This is a genomic window from Bradyrhizobium sp. LMTR 3 (genome assembly GCF_001693485.1).
Lineage (GTDB): Bacteria > Pseudomonadota > Alphaproteobacteria > Rhizobiales > Xanthobacteraceae > Bradyrhizobium.
In genome coordinates this window covers 46541-66789 of sequence record NZ_MAXC01000001.1, presented here as the reverse complement: position 1 = coordinate 66789, position 20249 = coordinate 46541, and the positions used below count along the sequence as shown (strand labels likewise).

At 63.1% G+C, this 20249-nt stretch carries 15 protein-coding genes and 2 riboswitches; of the genes, 7 read left to right on the top strand and 8 right to left on the bottom strand.

The window, feature by feature from the left end:
* Positions 1 to 53: 53 nt before the first annotated feature.
* A riboswitch (cobalamin riboswitch) is annotated at positions 54 to 273 on the bottom strand.
* A gap of 61 nt (positions 274 to 334) precedes the next feature.
* Positions 335 to 1759, bottom strand: coding sequence for a short-chain fatty acyl-CoA regulator family protein (locus LMTR3_RS00315; RefSeq protein WP_065743128.1), 1425 nt, complete (start codon positions 1757 to 1759; stop codon positions 335 to 337).
* A 135-nt stretch (positions 1760 to 1894) separates the two neighbouring features.
* Here LMTR3_RS00315 and LMTR3_RS00310 point away from each other — a divergent pair, with 135 nt between their 5' ends.
* The 6 genes from LMTR3_RS00310 to LMTR3_RS00285 all read left to right on the top strand — a co-directional run bounded on the left by LMTR3_RS00310 (position 1895) and on the right by LMTR3_RS00285 (position 9026).
* Positions 1895 to 2326: an acyl-CoA thioesterase gene (locus tag LMTR3_RS00310; RefSeq protein WP_065743127.1), complete on the top strand. Its 432-nt coding sequence runs from the start codon at positions 1895 to 1897 to the stop codon at positions 2324 to 2326.
* Positions 2323 to 3876, top strand: coding sequence for an MmgE/PrpD family protein (locus LMTR3_RS00305; protein WP_065743126.1), 1554 nt, complete (start codon positions 2323 to 2325; stop codon positions 3874 to 3876). Before LMTR3_RS00310 ends, LMTR3_RS00305 begins: the two co-directional genes overlap by 4 nt.
* A gap of 11 nt (positions 3877 to 3887) precedes the next feature.
* Positions 3888 to 5060 (top strand): bifunctional 2-methylcitrate synthase/citrate synthase, encoded by a 1173-nt coding sequence (prpC, locus tag LMTR3_RS00300; RefSeq protein WP_065743125.1) that lies wholly within the window; start codon positions 3888 to 3890, stop codon positions 5058 to 5060.
* 11 nt (positions 5061 to 5071) lie between these two features.
* On the top strand, positions 5072 to 5992 hold the full coding sequence (gene prpB, locus LMTR3_RS00295; RefSeq protein ID WP_065743124.1) for a methylisocitrate lyase: 921 nt from the start codon (positions 5072 to 5074) through the stop codon (positions 5990 to 5992).
* Between the two features lie 84 nt (positions 5993 to 6076).
* Positions 6077 to 6291, top strand: a riboswitch (cobalamin riboswitch).
* A 114-nt stretch (positions 6292 to 6405) separates the two neighbouring features.
* Entirely contained in the window at positions 6406 to 8781 is a 2376-nt protein-coding gene (gene metE / locus LMTR3_RS00290) for a 5-methyltetrahydropteroyltriglutamate--homocysteine S-methyltransferase (protein ID WP_065743123.1), read from the top strand.
* A gap of 44 nt (positions 8782 to 8825) precedes the next feature.
* On the top strand, positions 8826 to 9026 hold the full coding sequence (locus LMTR3_RS00285) for a hypothetical protein (protein ID WP_065743122.1): 201 nt from the start codon (positions 8826 to 8828) through the stop codon (positions 9024 to 9026).
* Between the two features lie 125 nt (positions 9027 to 9151).
* Here LMTR3_RS00285 and ftsH read toward each other — a convergent pair whose 3' ends face one another.
* From ftsH to ybgF, 3 genes are all read right to left on the bottom strand, one after another.
* Entirely contained in the window at positions 9152 to 11074 is a 1923-nt protein-coding gene (gene ftsH / locus LMTR3_RS00280) for an ATP-dependent zinc metalloprotease FtsH (RefSeq protein WP_065743121.1), read from the bottom strand.
* Between the two features lie 268 nt (positions 11075 to 11342).
* A complete protein-coding gene (gene tilS / locus LMTR3_RS00275; protein WP_065743120.1) occupies positions 11343 to 12374 on the bottom strand; it encodes a tRNA lysidine(34) synthetase TilS in 1032 nt (343 codons plus the stop codon).
* 50 nt (positions 12375 to 12424) lie between these two features.
* Positions 12425 to 13567, bottom strand: coding sequence for a tol-pal system protein YbgF (gene ybgF / locus LMTR3_RS00270; RefSeq protein WP_065743119.1), 1143 nt, complete (start codon positions 13565 to 13567; stop codon positions 12425 to 12427).
* Between the two features lie 181 nt (positions 13568 to 13748).
* Between ybgF and LMTR3_RS00265 the strand changes: the two genes are divergently transcribed.
* Positions 13749 to 14672 (top strand): alpha/beta fold hydrolase, encoded by a 924-nt coding sequence (locus tag LMTR3_RS00265; RefSeq protein WP_065743118.1) that lies wholly within the window; start codon positions 13749 to 13751, stop codon positions 14670 to 14672.
* A 4-nt stretch (positions 14673 to 14676) separates the two neighbouring features.
* On the opposite strand, the gene pal is transcribed toward LMTR3_RS00265, so the two are convergent.
* From pal to tolB, 4 genes are all read right to left on the bottom strand, one after another.
* Positions 14677 to 15168, bottom strand: coding sequence for a peptidoglycan-associated lipoprotein Pal (gene pal, locus LMTR3_RS00260; RefSeq protein ID WP_028351332.1), 492 nt, complete (start codon positions 15166 to 15168; stop codon positions 14677 to 14679).
* Positions 15169 to 15463: 295 nt separating this feature from the next.
* Positions 15464 to 16201 carry an N-acyl amino acid synthase FeeM domain-containing protein gene (locus LMTR3_RS00255; RefSeq protein ID WP_065743117.1) on the bottom strand — a complete coding sequence of 246 codons (738 nt, stop codon included), beginning with the start codon at positions 16199 to 16201 and terminating at the stop codon, positions 15464 to 15466.
* Positions 16202 to 16365: 164 nt separating this feature from the next.
* On the bottom strand, positions 16366 to 18696 hold the full coding sequence (locus LMTR3_RS00250; RefSeq protein WP_065743116.1) for a putative bifunctional diguanylate cyclase/phosphodiesterase: 2331 nt from the start codon (positions 18694 to 18696) through the stop codon (positions 16366 to 16368).
* A gap of 181 nt (positions 18697 to 18877) precedes the next feature.
* Positions 18878 to 20209: a Tol-Pal system beta propeller repeat protein TolB gene (gene tolB, locus LMTR3_RS00245; protein ID WP_065743323.1), complete on the bottom strand. Its 1332-nt coding sequence runs from the start codon at positions 20207 to 20209 to the stop codon at positions 18878 to 18880.
* Between the last annotated feature and the right edge of the window lie 40 nt (positions 20210 to 20249).

Here is a 20249-nt window from a genome sequence, read left to right as displayed (position 1 = left end):
CGAAAAACGCGGGCATGAATCTGCGAGCGCCGCCGGGACACCCCGCCCGTGGACGTTTTTTCGGTGTCGCGGCAGGTCTCCTGGCTCGCAGGTCGCCGTTGTCCCCGTGTCTTCCCAATGCGATGCCGCATCAGTGACGTCAGAAATCGGGAGCAACTCACTGCTTACAGTTGCGGGGGCAGCGCCGGATTCTCGCGCGCTTGGCGCGATCACCGGCTTCCCTCTTGGCCACCAAATCTTGCGATCAGGCGGACCGTGACGGCTACATGTGGTAGTATTCGCCGCGTCGTGTCAAGCCCATTCGGGACATGCGCACGAAATTCACATCGAACCGCTAGCGCGACGTCGCGTAGGGGGCGAAGTAAGACCGCGTTTCGTCGACGTTGAGGGCCCGACCAACCGGCGGGAACGCGCGCTGCGGACAATCCGGCCGTTCGCAAACCTTGCAGCCCATGCCGATCGGCGTCGCCAGCGATGGATCGATCTTGAGGCCTTGCGAATAGACGATTCGTTCGGCATGGCGTACGTCGCATCCGAGGGCGACCGCAAATGTCTTGGTCGGCGCGCCGTAGCCTCCTCGGCCGTGCGAGACCGTCCGGGCAACCCAGAGATAGGTTCGCTCATCGGGCATCCGCGCCAACTGCGTGAGGATGCGCCCCGGATTGGCGAAGGCCTCATAGACGTTCCACAGCGGACACGTCCCGCCGACCCGCGAGAAATGGAAGTCGGTCGCCGATTGGCGCTTCGAGATGTTTCCGGCGCGATCGACGCGGATGAAGAAGAACGGCACGCCCCGCGCGTTGTGGCGCTGCAGGGTGCTCAGCCGGTGACAGATCGTTTCAAAGCCCACGCCGAACCGGTGGCTGAGCAATTCGATGTCGTAACGGCATCGCTCCGCCTCACCCAGGAAACCCAAGTAGGGCAAAATCAGCGCACCGGCGAAATAGTTTGCGAGCCCGATGCGGGCGAGGCCGCGCGATTCGTCGCTGGTGAACTTTGCCTTGCCGACGATCGCACGTATCACCTCGTCCAACTCGAGGATGGCGATCTGTGTTGCGAGCTGGAACGCCTGCTGGCCCGGATCAAGGCTGGGCGAGAGCCGCAGCATGCGTGCGCGGCCATCGAATACGCGCTGCATTCCCGCTCCCAGTTCGTCGATCGCGTCGATCAGGACATTCACGCCGTGCCTGCTTTCGAGATAAGACGCAAGGCCCGTCGTCATCCGGCCGATGGGAAACTGCATCCGGCCCGCGATTGCTTCCGCAGCCTCATCGAGCTCGGCAATGTAGTTGTGTTGCAGATAAAAGAAGTCGCGGACTTCCTCGAACGGCGTGGACGGCAACACCGCTGCCGCGGCGTGACGGTCCTCGCCGAACCGCGCGGAAATTGCCGCATATTGCTCCGCGGTGTAGCGGTATTTGCGGTTGAGATTGACCAGCGCACGACCGACTGCCGGCATGTTCTGCGCGAGCTCGCGGAGTTCAGCGACGGTGATCGTTTCGCCCAATGAAGGATCCGCCAGCGCTTCGCGGAGGTCCGAAATCAGGCGGGCCTCGTCGCCTTCGGCGAACGACTGCACGTCAAGACCGAACACCGAATTGAGCGCCAGCAGCACCGGCACGGTGAGCGGACGCTGATTGTTTTCCAATTGATTGAGGTAACTCAGCGAGATCCCGAGTTTGGTGGCGAGCGCCGCCTGGGTCAGGCGCTGCTCCTCACGCAGCCTTTTCAGCCGCACGCCCATGAAGGTCTTTTTCATCACATCGCCTTCGCAAACTTTGCAAATCGATCGGACTTTCTTCGCAAGACTATGCTTTTTCAGCCATTTCTACGATGCATGTTTTGTACATATTGCGAAGCCATTACGGAATGACAAGTCGTCCGGAGCAGGAGAATGCATTCAGCGGCGTCGCCCATCCCTCATCCCGACGAGACCCGGTTTGTGGAGATGGTGTTTCCGGAGCAGGCCAATCACTACGGCACGCTGTTCGGAGGCCATGCGCTCAGCCTGATGGGCAAGGCGGCATTCGTCATGGCTACGCGGCACGCCCGCCAAAGCGTCGTGATGGCGACCTCGGACAGGATCGAATTTCACGAGCCGATTCATGTCGGCGAACTCGTTGAGCTCGTTGCTCAGGTCGTACGCGTCGGTCGCAGCTCCATGACGGTCGCCGTCGACATGATCCGGGAAGACCTGATCAGCGGCCGGCGAAAATCCGCGGTGCGCGGGACGTTCGAGATGGTCGCGGTGAACGAATTCGGCCACCCGGTTCCGATCACGCAACCGACCATAACCGATCCAATCCAGAAGGAAGCTACGTCTTGAAGCAGCACAGCGTTCGTACTTTCAAATCGGCCGATCAGCTTCCGCGCGCAGGGCAACTGGCCTGGAAGATCGCCGAGGTGGCCGCCGACCCGGTCGCGATCGAGAGCGACGTGGCGGAGATGCTCGGCAACCGCATCATCGACAATGCCGCCGTTGCCGCAGCTTCGGTCACGCGGCGTCCCGTTGTGAGCGCGCGATCGCAAGCCGAGGCGCATCCGTTCCAGCCGGGCGCCACCGTGTTCGGCTTGACTCGGTCGCAGCGGATTTCGCCGGAATGGGCCGCTTGGGGCAACGGCGTGGCCGTCCGCGAGCTCGATTTTCACGACACTTTCCTGGCGGCAGACTATTCGCATCCCGGCGACAACATTCCGCCGGTGCTGGCTGTCGCCCAGCACTGCGGGTTGACAGGCGCGGACCTCGTGCGCGGGCTGGCTGCGGCCTACGAAATTCAGGTCGATCTCGTGAAGGGCATCTGCCTGCACGAGCACAAGATCGATCACATCGCCCATCTCGGCCCGTCTGCCGCCGCCGGAATCGGCGCGCTGCTCGGTTTGCCTGCCGAGACGATCTATCAGGCCGTTCAGCAGGCGCTCCACGTCACAACAACCACGCGGCAGTCGCGCAAGGGCGAGATTTCAAGCTGGAAGGCCTATGCGCCGGCTTTCGCTGGCAAGATGGCGATTGAATCCGTCGATCGCGTAATGCGCGGCGAAGGCGCGCCGTCACCCGCCTATGAAGGCGAGGATGGTTTCATCGCCTGGCTGCTCGGCGGTCCCAAGGCCGAATACGTGGTGCGGCTGCCGGAAAAAGGCGAACCCAAGCGCGCCGTTCTCGACACCTACACCAAGGAGCATTCGGCCGAATATCAGAGCCAGGCCCTGATCGACCTCGCACGTCGGCTGGGACCGAAGATCGGCGACCTCTCGAAGGTCGAAAGCATCGTCATCCACACCAGCCACCACACCCACCATGTCATCGGCACCGGCGCCAATGACCCGCAGAAGATGGATCCGAAGGCGAGCCGCGAAACGCTCGATCATTCGATCATGTATATTTTCGCAGTCGCGCTGGAAGACAGCGGCTGGCATCATGAACGGTCCTATGCCCCCGAGCGTGCAGGTCGCGAATCGACGATCACGCTGTGGCGCAAAATTTCGACGGTCGAAGATCCCGCATGGACCCGCCGCTACCACAGCCATGATGTCAGCGAAAAGGCGTTTGGCGGCCGCGTTGTCGTGAAGCTGAAGGGCGGCTCCATCATCAGCGACGAGATTGCGGTTGCTGACGCGCATCCGCTGGGCGCCCGACCGTTCAGGCGGCCGGACTACATCCGGAAATTCCGCACGCTGGCGGACGGCGTGATCGCCGCGGCTGAGCAGAATCGTTTCATCGGAACGGTCGAGAGATTGCCCTCGCTCAAGGCTGGTGAACTGACCGACCTCACCTTCACAGTCGACCCGAAGTCACTCTGCAGCACGGCGACCCACGGCATCTTCGACTGGCGCGGCGGCGCCCCGGCTGCAGTCCAGCGCGCCGCTGGCAATCGATAAGGGAGATTGAGATGACGGACATCAAGCCCGCCCCCAAGAAATCTGTCGAGCTTTCCGGTGTCATCGCCGGCGATACTGCACTGTGCACGGTCGGCCGCACGGGAAATGATCTGCATTATCGCGGCTACGACATTCTGGATGTCGCCGAAACCTGCGAGTTCGAGGAAATCGCGTATCTCCTCGTTCACGGCAGCCTGCCCACTTTGTCGGAGCTCAGAAATTACAAGGCAAAACTGAAAGCGCTGCGCGGACTGCCGCTCGCCGTGTTGCAGACACTCGAGTTGCTGCCCGCCGCCGCGCATCCGATGGATGTCCTAAGAAGCGGCGTCTCCGCGCTCGGCTGCATCCTGCCAGAAGCCCATGATCACAATCAGGCCGGCGCGCGCGACATTGCCGACCGGCTGATGGCCTCGCTTGGATCGATGCTGCTCTACTGGCATCACTACGCCCACCACGGCCGCCGGATCGATGTCGAAACCGATGACGATTCGATCGGTTCGCATTTCCTCCATTTGCTCCATGGCAAAAGGCCGCCGCCATCGTACGAACGTGCGATGCATACCTCGCTGATCCTCTACGCCGAGCACGAATACAACGCCTCGACCTTCACAGCGCGCTCGATCGCGGGCACGGGGTCGGACCTCTATTCCGCGATCACCGGCGCGATCGGCGCATTGCGCGGCCCGAAGCATGGCGGCGCCAACGAGATCGCGTTCGAAGTGCAGAAGCGTTACGGCAATACGGAAGAAGCGGAAGCCGACATGCGTCGCAGGGTCGGGGCCAAGGAGGTCATAATCGGCTTCGGTCATCCGGTCTACACGATCGCCGATCCGCGCAACAAGGTGATCAAGGAGGTCGCGCGCCGTCTCAGCATTGAAACCGAGAACACAAGGATGTTCGAGATCGCCGAGCGGATCGAGGCGGTCATGGCCGACGCCAAGAAGATGTTCGCCAATCTCGACTGGTTCAGCGCGGTCTCCTACCACGCGATGGGCGTTCCGACGGCGATGTTCACGCCGCTGTTCGTGATTTCCCGAACGTCAGGCTGGGCGGCGCATGTGATGGAACAGCGGATCAACAGGAAGATCATCCGCCCGGCAGCAAACTATGTCGGCCCGGAGAACCTGAAATTCGTACCGCTGCATGAGCGTGGCAAAGCCGCCGGCGCTCCGCGCGCCGCATAAGGAGGACCGCCATGGTGTATCTCCTCGGCTCTGACCTGGCCGAAAAGCCGGCCGGTGCTCGCTTCCGGGACCTTCTGGATAGGCCCGGCATCCTCCAGATACCGGGCGCGCACAACGGAATGGCTGCGCTGCAGGCTCGGGACACCGGCTTTTCCGCACTCTATTTGTCGGGCGCGGCAATGACGGCTTCGATGGGCCTTCCGGATCTCGGCATCATCACCATCGAGGAAGTGACTTTCTTCATCCGACAGGTGGTGCGCGCCAGCGGCCTGCCGGTGATGGTCGACGGCGACACCGGCTATGGCGAAGCCCTCAACATCATGAACATGGTGCGCGCCTTCGAGGACGCAGGTGCCGCGGCGGTTCACATCGAGGACCAACTGCTTCCGAAAAAATGCGGCCACCTCAACGACAAGCGGCTCGCGGACGCGCATGACATGGCCGCCAAGGTCGCCGCCGCTGCGAAAGCGCGGCGTCATCTCTATCTGATCGCGCGAACGGACGCCGCGGCCAGCGAAGGCATAGAAGGCGCGGTGACGCGCGCAAAGCTCTATCTGGAAGCAGGAGCAGATGCGATATTTCCTGAGGCCATGACTTCGCGCGAGATGTTCGAGGAGTTCGCCAGGCGCCTTCCCGGCGTCCCGCTGCTCGCGAACATGACGGAGTTCGGCAAGACACCGTTCTTCACCGCATCCGAGTTCGAGGCGATGGGCTATCGGATGGTGATCTGGCCGGTGTCGTCGCTGCGTGTCGCCAACAAGGCCCAAGAAAATCTGTTCGCCACCCTCAAGCGTGACGGCTGCACCTGCAGGATGCTCAATCAGATGCAGACGCGCGCCGAACTCTACGCAACGATCAGGCTGCACGATTACGAGGCCTTGGACGCTTCCATCGTCAGAACTGCCATTCCCCAGGGAATGCCGCAGAACTGAGTTGGACGTCTCGCCCAACGGTATCCATCACGAGTGATGGGTAACTGCCCATCTGACCTCGTATTGACTGGGATCGCGCTTGACCTTAACTGAATCCGTCGTGGTTCTTCGGGCTCGATTTCGCCCGAAGCTAAGAGGGAAGCCGGTGCGGCCGAAAAGCCAAAGCCGGAGCTGCCCCCGCAACTGTAAGCGGCGAGCCGCTGTCCAACAAAGCCACTGAGACCTCACGAGGTTTCGGGAAGGCCGGACAGCAGCACTGACCCGCGAGCCAGGAGACCTGCCTCGACAACATACACGTCCACGGGCGGGGTGTCCCGGTGGTGCGGTTGCGATTTTCCGCGCGCGCTCCGCCGTTCGCGAAAAATCCAGACGTGTCACTTCGGCCTTTGCCCCCAACTTTTGGGGTTAAGCCAATGTCTTCTTCCAAAGCTACGTCTACTTCCACCATCTCCACTTCTTCACTTCCCGTTGCCTCCCTCGGCACGCCGCGCATCGGTCCGCGCCGCGAGTTGAAATTCGCGCTGGAGAGTTTCTGGTCGGGCGCAACCGACGAGAAGGCGCTGATCGAAACCGGCGTCGGCCTTCGCGCCGCCAACTGGGCGCGCCAGAAAAAGCTCGGCGTCACGGTGATTCCGTCGAACGATTTCTCGTTCTACGACCAGGTGCTCGACACATCGGTGATGGTCGGCGCAATCCCGGAAATCTATCGCTGGAACGGCGGGCCGGTCTCGCTTGCGACTTACTTCGCGATGGCCCGCGGCGCGCAAGGCCAGCCGCATGGGGCGAGTTGCGGCCATGCCCATCACGGACACGACGCGGCGCACGGCGTGCCGGCGCTGGAAATGACGAAATGGTTCGACACCAACTACCACTACATGGTGCCTGAACTGGCGAAGGATCAGAAATTCATCCTCGCCTCGCGCAAGCCGATCGAGGAATACGAGGAAGCCAAGGCGCTGGGCTATCAGACCCGCCCCGTGCTGGTCGGGCCGGTCACGTTTCTCAAACTCGCCAAGAGCAAGGATGCCGGTTTCAATCCGCTGTCCCTGCTTGATCGCTTGCTGCCGGTTTACATCGAGGTCTTGCGCGAACTTGCCTATCGGGGCGCGGAATGGGTGCAGATCGACGAGCCGTGTCTGGTGCTCGATCTCGATATCGTCGCCCAGCAGGCGTTGCATTATGCCTATGCGGAGATCGCGAGCGCAGTGCCGCAGCTCAGGATCATGCTGACGACCTATTTCGGCGCACTCGGCGCCAACCGCGACACCGCGCTATCCCTGCCCGTCGCCGGCCTGCATCTCGACCTCGTGCGCGCGCCGGAGCAGATCGACGACCTCGCCGGATTTCCTGATAACCGCGTGCTGTCGCTCGGAATCATCGATGGCCGTAACATCTGGCGCGCGGATTTGAGCCGGCTTCTCGACCGGCTCGAGCCCGCAATCGCCAAACTCGGCAAGCAGCGCGTACAGATCGCCCCCTCCTGCTCGCTGCTGCATGTTCCGATCGATCTGGCGCTGGAGACAGGGCTCGATCCCGAAATCAAGAGCTGGCTCGCGTTTTCGGTGCAGAAGCTCGAGGAACTGGCCACGCTCGGAACGGCACTCGCCGATGGCCGCAGAGCAGTCGAAGCCAACCTGAAGGCATCGGACCGGGCGGCGACCTCCCGCAAGGCCTCGCCACGCATTCACGATGCGAAGGTAGCGGCACGCGTTGCCGGCATCAATGAACCGATGCGTTTCCGCTCCAGCATCTTCGCTGAACGCGCCACCGTTCAGCGCGAGCGCTTCAACCTGCCGGCGTTCCCGACCACGACCATCGGCTCGTTCCCGCAAACCGCCGACGTCAGGAACGCCCGCTCCGCTCATGCCAGGGGCGCCCTCACGGACGAAGCCTATAAGCTGTACCTGCAGAACCAGACCGCCCGCACCGTGCGCTGGCAGGAAGATATCGGGCTCGACGTCCTCGTGCATGGCGAGTTCGAGCGCAACGACATGGTACAGTATTTCGGCGAACAGCTCGCAGGCTTTGCCTTCACCGCGCACGGCTGGGTGCAATCCTACGGATCGCGCTACGTTCGCCCGCCTGTGCTGTTCGGCGACGTCTCGCGCCCAAAGCCGATGACGGTCGAGTGGTGGCAATATGCCCAGTCGCTGACGAAAAAGCCGATGAAGGCGATGCTCACCGGCCCTGTCACCATTCTGAATTGGTCGTTCGTCCGCGACGACATTCCGCGCAGCGAAGCCTGCCGGCAGATCGCGCTCGCGATCCGCGACGAGGTTACCGATCTCGAAGCGGCCGGCGCCGGCATGATCCAGATCGACGAGGCGGCGCTGCGGGAGGGTTTGCCGCTGCGCAAGTCCGAATGGCAGGCCTATCTCGATTGGGCCGTCGACGCCTTCCGCCTCTGTTCGTCCGGCGTGCGCGACGAGACGCAGATCCACACCCACATGTGCTACTCGGAGTTCAACGATATTATCGGCGCGATCGGCGCGATGGACGCCGACGTGATCTCGATCGAGACCTCGCGCTCGAAGATGGAGCTGCTCGATGCGTTCAGGGATTACCGCTATCCGAACGAAATCGGCCCCGGCGTCTACGACATCCATTCGCCGCGCGTCCCCGAGATCGGCGAGATGACCGGCCTGCTCAAGCTGGCGCGACAGCGGCTCTCCGACACCCAAATCTGGATCAACCCGGATTGCGGACTGAAGACCCGCAAATGGGAGGAGGTCCGACCCGCGCTCGCCAACATGGTGGCCGCCGCCCGCGAATTGCGGGCGATGGCGTAACCTGCCCGCCCCGTCTCTCATCAAGGCAAATCAAGGAGGACGTCATGCGCTTCTGGATCGAATGCACGCGATTTGAGACGGGGCAATCCACCCACATCAACATTGCCCTCGTCGGCAGCATGTGGCGCGACGGCGAGCGCACCGTGCTCGCCTTTGTCGGCGGCGATGGGCAAAAGGTCGAAGTGACCGAGACGCCGGAGCACATTCTGGCCGTACACCTCGGGGCGCCGGCCGCGGCGCCTTGACGGCTCGAAGTCAATCCCGGTCTGCACCAGTTTGTTCTAGGCCAGCGTCTATTCACGACAAGCGGACCCGATCACAAGAAAAAACGCGGCGTCTCCGCCGCGTTTCTGGTTCAGATGTAATCCGCTTACGCCTGGGGCTGCGGCTCCAGGCCAGGGTCCGGATCGGGACGCGGGCGCGGCTTGCCGGCCGGGGGTACGGCGGAAGCACGCGGCGTGCTCGGCTCCAACACCGACTCGCGGTTGGGCTTCTTGCCCTTCAAGAGATCGATGATCTCGTCGCCGCTCAGCGTCTCGAATTCGAGCAGGCCCTTGGCGAGCGTCTCGAGATCCTCGCGCTTCTCGGTGAGGATTCGGGTGGCCTCGTTGTAGCCTTCCTCGACCAGCCGCTTGATCTCCTTGTCGATCTTCTGGACGGTCGCTTCCGAGGCGTTCTGCGTGCGCGACACCGACATGCCCAAAAACACCTCGTCCTGGTTTTCGCCGTAGGACACGGTGCCGAGCTCTTCCGACAAGCCCCAGCGCGTCACCATCATGCGCGCCAGCCGTGTCGCCTGCTCGATGTCGGAGGCCGCGCCCGAGGTAACCTTCTCGCGGCCGAAGATCAGTTCTTCCGCGACCCGGCCGCCCATCATGATGGCGAGGCGCGAGGTCATCTGCTCGAGCGACATCGACAGCTTGTCGCGCTCGGGAAGCTGCATCACCATGCCCAGCGCGCGGCCGCGCGGAATGATCGTCGCCTTGTGGATCGGATCGGTCGCGACGACGTTCAGGCCGACGATGGCGTGGCCGCCCTCGTGATAGGCCGTCAAGAGCTTCTCTTCCTCGGTCATGACGAGCGACTTGCGCTCGGCGCCCATCATCACCTTGTCCTTGGCCTCTTCGAACTCGGCCTGCGTCACCATCCGCTTGTTGCGGCGGGCAGCCGTCAGCGCCGCCTCGTTGACGAGGTTCATCAGGTCGGCGCCGGAGAAGCCCGGGGTGCCGCGCGCGATGGTCTTGAGGTTGATATCGGGCGCCAGCGGCACCTTGCGAACGTGAACTTTCAGGATCTGCTCGCGGCCGACGACGTCCGGGTTCGGCACTACCACCTGGCGATCGAAACGGCCGGGACGCAGCAGCGCGGGATCCAGCACGTCGGGCCGGTTGGTCGCGGCGATCAGGATCACGCCTTCATTGGCTTCAAAACCGTCCATCTCGACCAGCAACTGGTTGAGCGTCTGTTCGCGCTCGTCATTGCCACCGCCGAGGCCCGCGCCGCGATGACGGCCGACCGCGTCGATTTCGTCGATGAAGATGATGCAGGGCGCGTTCTTCTTGGCCTGCTCGAACATGTCACGGACGCGGGAAGCGCCGACGCCGACGAACATTTCGACGAAGTCAGAACCGGAAATGGTGAAGAACGGCACGTTGGCTTCGCCCGCGACCGCACGCGCGATCAGCGTCTTGCCGGTGCCGGGAGGGCCGACCAGCAGCACGCCGCGCGGAATGCGTCCGCCGAGGCGTTGGAATTTTCCGGGGTCGCGCAGGAATTCGACGATCTCCTGCAGGTCCTGCTTCGCTTCGTCGACACCGGCGACGTCTTCGAAAGTGACGCGGCCATGGGCCTCCGTCAGCATCTTGGCGCGCGACTTGCCAAAGCCCATCGCCTTGCCGGCGCCGCCCTGCATCTGGCGGGACAGGAAGATCCAGACGCCGATCAGGGCGATGAAGGGCAGCCAGGAAACGAGCAGCGACACGAACCACGGCACGTTGTCGCCGGGCGGCTTGGCGGTGATCGAGACCTTGCCGTCATAGAGACGCTTCACCAGCGTCGGATCATTCGGCGCATAGGTCTGGAACGAGGAGCCGTTGGTAAAGGTGCCGTGGATTTCCGGCCCCTGGATCACGACGTCGCGCACGCGGTTCTGATCGACCTCGCTCAACAACTGCGAAAACGTGATGTCCTGCGAAGACGTGCGCTGACCCGGATTCTGGAAAAGCGTGAACAATGCCAACAGCAGCAAGACAATGATGACCCAGAGGGCGAAGTTGCGCAGATTGGCGTTCATTGATCTTCCTTCGTGGTCGCGCGGATCGCGGCCCTATGTCCTTGGTAGTAACCCTAGAATATCCTTGGGTAGTGAGGCGAGAATCCCCGGTCCACTGCACCCAATCTAGGTGGCGCCCGGGTCAATGCCAAGGGAACCACACGGGACTATTTAACGCATCTTAACGCGATTCCCGGTCAAAAAATGGCGCAAAAGGCCAGTGTCTTTCCGGGGTTGGTTAAGGCTCTCCGTCCCGATATTGCGGGATATTGGGAGATAGGAACGCTTCTCACGCCCGGCTACCCCGCGGCGGCGCTGCATCGACATAAATTCGGCCTCCGGTAAGGCTGATCGCGGCCCCGGCAAGCGTCTGTTTCAGTCTTGATTGCTTTTGGCCGTTCGCAATGGCGTTGTCCAGTACTGCCAGCAGCGCCTCGACCTTGCCGAGTTCCGCGGGTCCTTCGTGACCGGCCCGGTCAATCGCGCGCTTGAGCAGCCGAAGCCGGATTTCCTCGGGCAGACCGGCAAACGCCTGGGCATCGAACCCGAAGCGCGTAGCGTCATCACGATCTCTCACCGCGAGATAGCGCTCGGCGCCGTCGGCCAGCACTTCAATCGCGGCATTCGCCCGCGCCAGCCTTGATGCCAGCCGCGCCAGATTTCGGCTGTCGCCGCCCTCCTCCGCCAAAGCCGGCATCAATGCACGCAGCCGCGGCCGCGTGAAGCTCACGTCGCGATTGGTGGGATCGTCGGCAAAGGCGATCTTCGCCTTGTCCAGCGTCGCGACGAGCCGCGACTTCGGGATCTCCAGCAACGGCCGCGCCAGCCACACGCCATCGCGCTCGGTCTCGCGCGCCATCGCCGCGAGGCCGGCGATGCCGCTGCCGCGCAGCATCCGCATCAACAGTGTCTCAGCCTGATCGTCGCGGGTATGCGCGGTGAGGATGTGCGTCGCGCCGCTCGCCCGCGCAGCTTTCGCCAGCAGGCGATAGCGCGCCTCCCGCGCTGCAGCCGGCAATCCGGTTTTCGGCTTGGTGCCGGTCCAACGCAGCGTGCGATGGGGCAGATCAAGCGAGCGCGCGAGGCGCTTGACGTCGCGCGCCTCGCGCGCGGCCTCCGGCCGCAAGCCATGATCGACAGTGACGGCGATCAACCGCGGTCCGCGCGAGAGCGCACGGCGCCAGCGGGCGGCAAGCCACATCAGGGCAAGGGAATCGGGCCCGCCGGACACCGCCAGCACGAGGGCGGGCGCGGCCTTCCAGTGCGCGAACAGCTCTTTCGCTTGCTGTACCGAGATCGGCGCGTGGTCGTCGTCAGGCATGGCATCGCCAGTCTATTCGAGACCGATGGCGGCCTCGACCGGCTTCCGCTTTAGCACTTAACCCGCTTTTGCTCACGATCGACGGCGGCTTTGACGCCGGCCGATGCGCGCGGATATTTCCGGCTCACCTCGCCGAGCGCCGCGCAAGCGGCTTCCTTTTCCTTCAGTGCCGCCAGCGACTGCCCGAGCCGCAAGAGCGCGTCTGGCGCCTTGCCTGACTTGTCGAACTTGGTGGTTACGCCGAGAAACGCTTCGGCGGCGTCGCGATATTGCTGGCGCTGAAAATGGCTTTCGCCGAGCCAGTATTGCGCATCCCCAATCAGCGGATCGCTCGGATATTTCTGCGCAAAGTTCTTCATGGTCTCTTCGGCCAGCGCATAATCCTTGCGCTGCATGTAGCCGATGCCGAGATCGAACTCGTCCTTCGGCGTGGCCGAGGGCGGCAACGGGGTCAGTGCGGCGCTGGCGCCGGGCCCCGGGCCGCGCGGCGGCGGTGCGGCTGCAGCGGGCGGCGGCAAGGCGCCACCGGGATCGCGCGGGCCGCCGAGATTGAGCGGCTCACCGGGGCCGCGTCCGCCGGGCGCACCGACCGTAGCTTCATTTCCGATCGGCAATTGGCCGCCGCCGAGTGCCCGCGGCGCACCGGGAGCGTTGGGATTCTGGCTGGGGTCGAACGCATCGCCGCGGCGGCGGCTGCCGACCGCTGGGGCCGGCTCCTGCACGATGGGCGCCGGCGAGGCGATCTGCGGTTGCCGGTCATTGCCGGGCTGGGCCTGCGGATAGCCCTGCGGCTGGCGAGCCCCCTGCTGCGGATAGGCTTGTTGGGGATAGCCCTGTTGCTGCGGCGGGCCGGGCTGAACTGGAGGCGGCGCGGCGGCCACGCTGGGCTGCGCCGCCGGAGGCTGGCCGCCCGGCGCAGGCGGTGCGGCGCCGAGCTGCCGCAGCCGCTCTTCGAGCTGCCGGTTGCGGTACTGCAGTTCCTCGTTCTGGCCGGTCAGTTGCCGGAGCTGGTTTTCCAGCCGCTGGATCCGCATCTCCAGATCGGCGTCGTCGGACTGCGCCTGGACCTGCGGCGAGCCTTGCGGGGAACGCTCCCACGGGAACGTGATCTGTGCGACCGAGGGCTGCATAGACAAAGCCAGCATCGCGGCAATCGCCGCGGCACCGGCAGCATTGAGGAATCTGGATGACATTTTGCCCCGACGACGAAAATCACGTGTCAAACGAAAGCAGAACACATTGAGAGAGGGAGTACGCCAGAATTGTGACTGGCGTTTCCGAATCGGTTCGCCGAATTCCGGTATGGTTTAGTATCCGGTTCAAGACAAGCCGCCCGACGCGGCCGGCCGTTCACAAATCGAGGGAGACCCGCCGATGCACGTGTCCGTGAACGGGGTACGGCTGTTCTTTGATGTCGAGGGCGCGAAATTCGTCCCCGACGGCCCCATGATGCGGGAAAAACCCGTGCTGCTGATGCTGCACGGCGGTCCAGGCTTCGACCACTCGATCTACCGGCCGGCTTATTCCGCCCTGTCTGATATCGCCCAGATCGTCTATCTCGACCACCGCGGCAACGGCCGCAGCGAGGACGGCCCGCGCGAGCGCTGGACCTTGGCGCAATGGGGCGATGACGTGCACGCATTCTGCGACGCCCTTGGCATCGTCGATCTGATCGTCCTCGGCGCGTCGTTCGGCGGCATGGTGGCGCTGGCCTATGCCACGCGGCATCCGGATCACCCTTCCAGACTGATCCTGATCAGCACCGAGGCCGCCGGTGGCTCCTATCGGGAACGGCGCGTAGCGCTGTTTGAGCGCTTCGGTGGGCCGGAAGTGGGTGCGCTGGCTCGGCGCCGGTTTCTGGAGCCTGAAGGCCCTCTGGGTCAGGCAGAGCGCGACGCCTGGCTGCGGCTCGCCATGCCGGTCTATACGCGAATGCCGCGCGATCCGGACATGGCGAGGCGTGCGGTCAATCGCCGCGAGGTGGCGCTGCACTGGTTCGCAAGACCCGATGGTGAGAGCGACAGGTTCAACATGTTTCCGGATCTCGGCCGCATCCGCTGCCCAACACTCGTGCTCGGCGGCGAGGACGATCCGATGCATCCGATCGAGAGCCAGGCGGATATCGCCGCCGCGCTGCCGCCGCATCTCGTGCAGTTCGAGCGCTTTGCCGGTTGCGGCCACGGCGTGGTCAATGATGCCCCCGAACGCACGCTGGCTGTCATCCGCGATTTCATCCTGCGTCCAAAAATAAAGCCGGCGCCCGAAGGCGCCGGCTTTGAAACTCTGCGAAAGGCCTGACGGCTCAGGCGCCCGCGTTCAGCACCGTGACGGCGCGGCGGTTCTGCGACCAGCAGGAGATGTCGTTACAGACCGCCACCGGGCGCTCCTTGCCGTAGGAGATCGTGCGCATGCGGTTCGGGTCGATGCCGCGCGAGGCGAGATAGCTGCGCACCGACTGGGCGCGGCGTGCGCCGAGCGCGATGTTGTACTCGCGGGTGCCGCGCTCGTCGGCATGGCCTTCGATCGTGAAGGAATAGCGGTTGTAGGTCTGCAGCCACTGCGCCTGCTTCTCCAGCGTGGCGATCGCCTGCGGGCTCAGATCGGTCTGGTCGCTCTCGAAGAACACGCGGTCGCCGACATTAACCACGAAGTCCTGCTGGCTACCCGGGCTTGCCGCGCTGGCCATCGCGCCATCGGCGCCGACGTTGTTCTTGGCGCAGGCGCCCATCGACAGCGCCACAGCGACCACAGCCGCCAGCTTCCATCCCTGGAGGATACGCATCTGGTATTTCATTCCGGAGCCTCCAACGCTCACGTTTTTCGACTGTTATCCGGTCTACAGGTCGATGGTTAAGCGAACGTTCCGTCAACCTTGATGGAACCTTGCCAGACCCGATCAAATGCCGACAAACCGTGAAAAGCGACCGCGATAGTTAATGGTTTGTAAATGTGGCGCGAGGGTGAAGGCAAGCGCGGATGCGCCGAAATCACCGGATTTGCGGTGTTTAGGCAACGGTGACCCAGGAATGGCGCGGAATTCGGATCGGAGCCTATGGCCGGGTGGTCTGGTCCGTCGTTGTCCAACCGGCTCAGGAAATCGGAACGATCGAGGCCTGCTCTAAGGACGTGACCCTGCGTGGCGAGGGATGGCGCTCGCCGGCGCGCTGGAACAGCATCCGCCGCTCGAATGCGGTCGAGCGCATGATGGGAAAACGGGTCATGACCTTTTCCCGCACGGCCCGGTAATCGGACGCCATCAATGCCACCTTGGGCAAAAAGCCCGGAAACGAACGTGCTTCGGCGATGACCTCGGACATGAAGACCCGGCGGTAGAACGCCTGGTGCTCGGCACGAACGAGCGCGAGCCCGGTATTAGCGTTGAAATATTCGCATGCCAAATAAGCCAGCCGCACCGTCAGATAGGGAAGATCAGGGAATTGCCTCGCCTTTTCGGGGAGCGCGGCAAGACGAAGCGGGTCGATGAAAACTTCGCCTTGATCGAGGCGCGGGTGAAGAACATCGCCGAACAAGTCGGCCGAACCGGAAATCCGGCATCCTGACGTCACGACGTTGAGGCGGATAGAACTACAGAGTTCTCCATCAACATAGATTCCGAAAATCCAGGCGTTGGGCGCATCGTCGTAATGATCGCTGACGCGCTGAGACTCTGACGGCGCGGTTACTCCGCCATGCAGATAGGCTTTGTAACGCATCAAATAGATGGAATCTTTTTCCTCGGGAGTTTCCATGAGCCGGTAATCGACCCGATCAGACAACCCAGACTCCGGCCCAAAGAGCGAAGTGCGCGGTTCGGCTCCGGCCTTCATCTGTACTCCTAACCTTCCACAACAACTTCCACGAGTGCGAAAGATTAACGGCTCCTTAACAAAATTGCAAAGGCTTAGACACGTTAGGGTTAACCTTGCAGCCCGCAAAAACCCGGGGTAGCCGCGTCGAGAGCACCAACGCAGCGGGGCTGATTACGCTGAAGTCAGGCGAACGATCGGGAAGAAACAGCGATGAGCTGGTCGTCAGGCATGCGGCGACCGTGCGACGCATTGAGCAACTGCCGGACGCGCACGGCCGGGACCGGCGGGCTGAACAGATAGCCCTGCGCTTCCGTTACCGCCCCGTCGGCGCTGATCAATTCGAGTTGCTCGTTGGTCTCGATGCCCTCGACCACCACCGACATTCCAAGATCGGCTGACAGCCGCGCCACGCCGCGCAGCAGCGTCAGCGGACGATCGCTATCGATCCCTTCCAGGAAGGAGCGGTCGATCTTCACCTTCTGCAATGGGAAGTTGTGCAGATAGCTGAGGCTCGAATAGCCGGTGCCGAAGTCGTCGAGCGAGATCCGCACGCCGAGCGAATGCAATTGCGACAGCACGTCGTGGGTCAACTGCGTGTTACGCAGCAGCGAGGATTCGGTGATCTCGATTTCGAGCCGGTTCGCCGGCAGGCCGGAGACCTCGAGTGCGTAGCGGACTTCGCTCAGCACGTCGCGCTGATGGAACTGCTGCGGCGAGAAGTTGACGGCAACGCTGACGGCGTCGGGCCATTTCATGCATTCCATGCAGGCCTTGCGCAAAATCCAGCGGCCGAGATCGACAATCAGACCCATGTCCTCGGCGATCGGAATGATGTCGGTCGGCGACACCGTGCCGCGGACTGGATGATTCCAGCGTATCAGCGCCTCGCAGGTCGATATCCGGCCCGACTTGAGATTGACCAGCGGTTGGAAGAACAGTTCGAACTCCTCGTTGGCCAGCGCCTTGCGCAGGTCCAGTTCGAGGATACGGCGGGACTCGACGATTTGCGCCATCTCCTCCCGGAAGAAGCAGAAGGTGCCGCGGCCGTCGGCCTTGGCGCGATAGAGCGCCATGTCGGCATTCTTGAGCAGTGTGTCGGCGCTGACACCGCGCGAGGACATGGCAATGCCGACGCTGGCGCCGATCTCGACCAGATGGTTGTCGATCTTGTAGCGCTCGCTCAGGCGATCGACGATGCGCCGCGCGAGACCGGCGGCGTCGTCGGGGGACTGGATGTTCTGCTGGAACACCACGAACTCGTCACCGCCGAAGCGCGCCACGAAATCCTCGGGCCGCAGCATTTCACGCAGGCGAGCGGCCACCGCGCACAGCAACTGGTCGCCGCAGGGATGGCCGAGCGTGTCATTGACCTGCTTGAACTGGTCGAGGTCGACGAACAGCAGCGCCGACAACTGTTCGGCGCCCTGCTGGGCTGCCAGAAGATGTCCGATCTCGTCGCGGAAGTTGACCCGGTTTGGGAGTTCGGTGAGCTCATCGTAGCGGGCCAGATGGCTGATCCGGGCCTCCGCGTCCTTGCGCTCGGTGATGTCCTCCACCAGCATGACGGTGCCGCCGTCGGCCATCGGCTGGAACGTCCAGGACAGCGACCGGTGCTTGCTGAAGTCCGGATCGGCCGTGATGATATCAGTGGCCCGGGAGTCCTCGACTTCCTGCAGAATGAGGCTGGCGCTCGCCGCCGAGATCGCGCTGGAGGCAACGCAAGCGGTGACGATGTCGAACGCGCTGACACCGCCTTGCAAGAGTTTATCGGACAGGTTCATGATTTCGGCGAAACGATGATTCATTACCGCAAGCCGGCCATCGGCGCGAAACATGCACAGCCCGTGTGGCATGTTGTTCAGCGCGGCATCGAACTGGCCGGCCAGCGCCGCCTCGCGCTCGCGCGCCACAAGCGCCTGCATAAATATTCTGTGCAGATTGGCCGAAATTTGCAGAACAGCCACGAGAAATGCGGCGCACACGACCGACATGGCCATGTAATAGGGCGTGCCACGCAACGCCAGCGCGATCACAGTTGGACCGAAGATGAGGGCGGCCTGGAGCTGGAATATCCACTGCCGTCCATAGGCCCTGCCCGCACCTAACGCCAGGATCCCGGTGGTGACGGATAGGCAAATCATATGGGCCAGGGCATCGTCACTGACCAACAGCGTGGCGGAGCACCATATGCCGAGCGCAGCCGCCTGGATCATCGCTCCAATCTGATGGCGCTTCTTCCACAGCGCAGCTTCCTCGACGGTCGGGGTCGATTTGCGCGTGTGGTACAACTGCAGGACGAACGCGCGGACGACGCCTGCGAAGACGAGAAGCGCGACACACGCCCAGATGAGGGTTTCACTCGTCTTCAGCGCGGTCATGGCCGCCGCGCCGGCTCCGAATACGAGGCCCGTCAGCATCGGAGCGGAAGTTTCGAACTGCGAATCGATCAGTGCCGCGCGAAGATACGGCGAGGTTTGTTGATCGGGCTCTCCGCTCTGATTTGCGAGCTGCATGTGCGGTGTACTGGCGTCCTGTCGGATGCGTAGTTTTACCCTCTGGAGATGAAGTCTTTCTGAGGGAACATCGTTACCGAGACGTTACCGTCGTTTCTAGCTGCGGAAATCTGCCTGAAAAATCAGCAGGCTAGGCAGTGCTTGCCGGACAACGACAGGCCGTCCGCGCGGCCGGGTTCCACTATGACAACAGCGGCGACCACGCCGGATCGGAGGCGAAACCGGGCGTTGGTACGCGCAATTCGTTGCGACCGGAGATATCGACCGTGTACAGCGACGGCCCGCCGCTACCGCCGGGGTCGCGGAAGAACATGACGACCCGGCCATTCGGCGAAAAGGTCGGACCTTCGTTGTGGAAGCCGGAGGTAAGAATTCGTTCGCCCGAACCGTCGGTCTTCATGATGCCGATGGCGAAGGCGCCGCCGCCCTGCTTGGTGAAGGCGATGTAGTCGCCGCGCGGCGACCACACCGGCGTCGAATAGCTGCCCTCGCCGAATGAGATGCGCTGCGCGCCGCCGCCGGTGGCCGGCATCACGTAGATCTGCGGCTTGCCGCCACGGTCGGATTCGAAACAGATCCGGCTGCCGTCGGGTGAATAGGACGGCGAGGTGTCGATGGCCGGCGTGTCGGTCAGCCGCGTCGTCGATTTCGAGCGCAAATCCATCACGAACAGGTTGGAGTTGCCGCCCTGCTGCAGGCTCATGATGATGCGCTGGCCGTCCGGCGAGAAGCGCGGCGAGAACGACATGCCGGGGAAATTGCCGACGATCTCGCGCTGCCCGGTCTCGACGTTGAACAGATAGACGCGCGGATCGCCCTGGCCGAATTCCATGTAGGTGATCTCTTGCGTCGACGGCGAGAAGCGCGGCGTCAGCACCAGGTCGGAGCCCTTGGTCAAATACCGGACATTGGCGCCGTCCTGATCCATCAGCGCCAGCCGCTTGACGCGGCGCTCCTTCGATCCGGTCTCGTCGACGAAGACAACGCGGCTGTCGAAATAGCCCTTCTCGCCGGTCATGCGTTCGTAGATCTGGTCGGAGATGATGTGCGCGATCCGCCGCCAGTATTCCGGCGAGGTGAAGTATTGCTGACCGGTGAGCTGCTGGTTGGTGTTGATGTCCCAGAGGCGGAATTCCGCTTTCAGGCGGCCGTCGCCCTGCCGCGTCATCCGTCCCGTCACCAATGCTTGCGCGTTGATCTGCTTCCAGCTCTGGAATTGCGGCGCGACGTCGATATTGGTGATGCGCTCGATATGAGCAGCCTGATCGATCGGCGCGAACAGCCCGCTGCGCTTGAGATTGTTGGTGATGACCTGCGCTACGCCGACGCCGACCTCGGTATCGCCGGGCGTGCCCGCCACGAAATTCGGGATCGCGATCGGCAGCGGAACGAACTCACCTTCGGGAATGGGGATCCGCTTCGGCGCTTGCGCGAAGGCATTGCGACCGCCGGCGACCGCGCCAAGCGCAGCCATTCCGGTAATGATCTGCCGGCGGTTCAGGCGGAACGGCATTATTGGCAATCCATCTTTGTCAATCATCGCTTCGATCTTG

Excerpts from the sequence above, each read along its gene's own strand:
- LMTR3_RS00315 (WP_065743128.1), bottom strand. The coding sequence starts at position 1,759 with ATGAAAAAGACCTTCATGGGCGTGCGGCTGAAAAGGCTGCGTGAGGAG.
- ybgF (WP_065743119.1), bottom strand. The coding sequence starts at position 13,567 with ATGTCATCCAGATTCCTCAATGCTGCCGGTGCCGCGGCGATTGCCGCG.
- LMTR3_RS00265 (WP_065743118.1), top strand. The coding sequence starts at position 13,749 with ATGCACGTGTCCGTGAACGGGGTACGGCTGTTCTTTGATGTCGAGGGC.
- tolB (WP_065743323.1), bottom strand. The coding sequence starts at position 20,209 with ATGCCGTTCCGCCTGAACCGCCGGCAGATCATTACCGGAATGGCTGCG.
- prpB (WP_065743124.1), top strand. The coding sequence starts at position 5,072 with ATGGTGTATCTCCTCGGCTCTGACCTGGCCGAAAAGCCGGCCGGTGCT.
- prpC (WP_065743125.1), top strand. The coding sequence starts at position 3,888 with ATGACGGACATCAAGCCCGCCCCCAAGAAATCTGTCGAGCTTTCCGGT.
- LMTR3_RS00250 (WP_065743116.1), bottom strand. The coding sequence starts at position 18,696 with ATGCAGCTCGCAAATCAGAGCGGAGAGCCCGATCAACAAACCTCGCCG.
- pal (WP_028351332.1), bottom strand. The coding sequence starts at position 15,168 with ATGAAATACCAGATGCGTATCCTCCAGGGATGGAAGCTGGCGGCTGTG.
- LMTR3_RS00310 (WP_065743127.1), top strand. The coding sequence starts at position 1,895 with ATGCATTCAGCGGCGTCGCCCATCCCTCATCCCGACGAGACCCGGTTT.
- LMTR3_RS00255 (WP_065743117.1), bottom strand. The coding sequence starts at position 16,201 with ATGAAGGCCGGAGCCGAACCGCGCACTTCGCTCTTTGGGCCGGAGTCT.
- LMTR3_RS00285 (WP_065743122.1), top strand. The coding sequence starts at position 8,826 with ATGCGCTTCTGGATCGAATGCACGCGATTTGAGACGGGGCAATCCACC.
- ftsH (WP_065743121.1), bottom strand. The coding sequence starts at position 11,074 with ATGAACGCCAATCTGCGCAACTTCGCCCTCTGGGTCATCATTGTCTTG.
- tilS (WP_065743120.1), bottom strand. The coding sequence starts at position 12,374 with ATGCCTGACGACGACCACGCGCCGATCTCGGTACAGCAAGCGAAAGAG.
- metE (WP_065743123.1), top strand. The coding sequence starts at position 6,406 with ATGTCTTCTTCCAAAGCTACGTCTACTTCCACCATCTCCACTTCTTCA.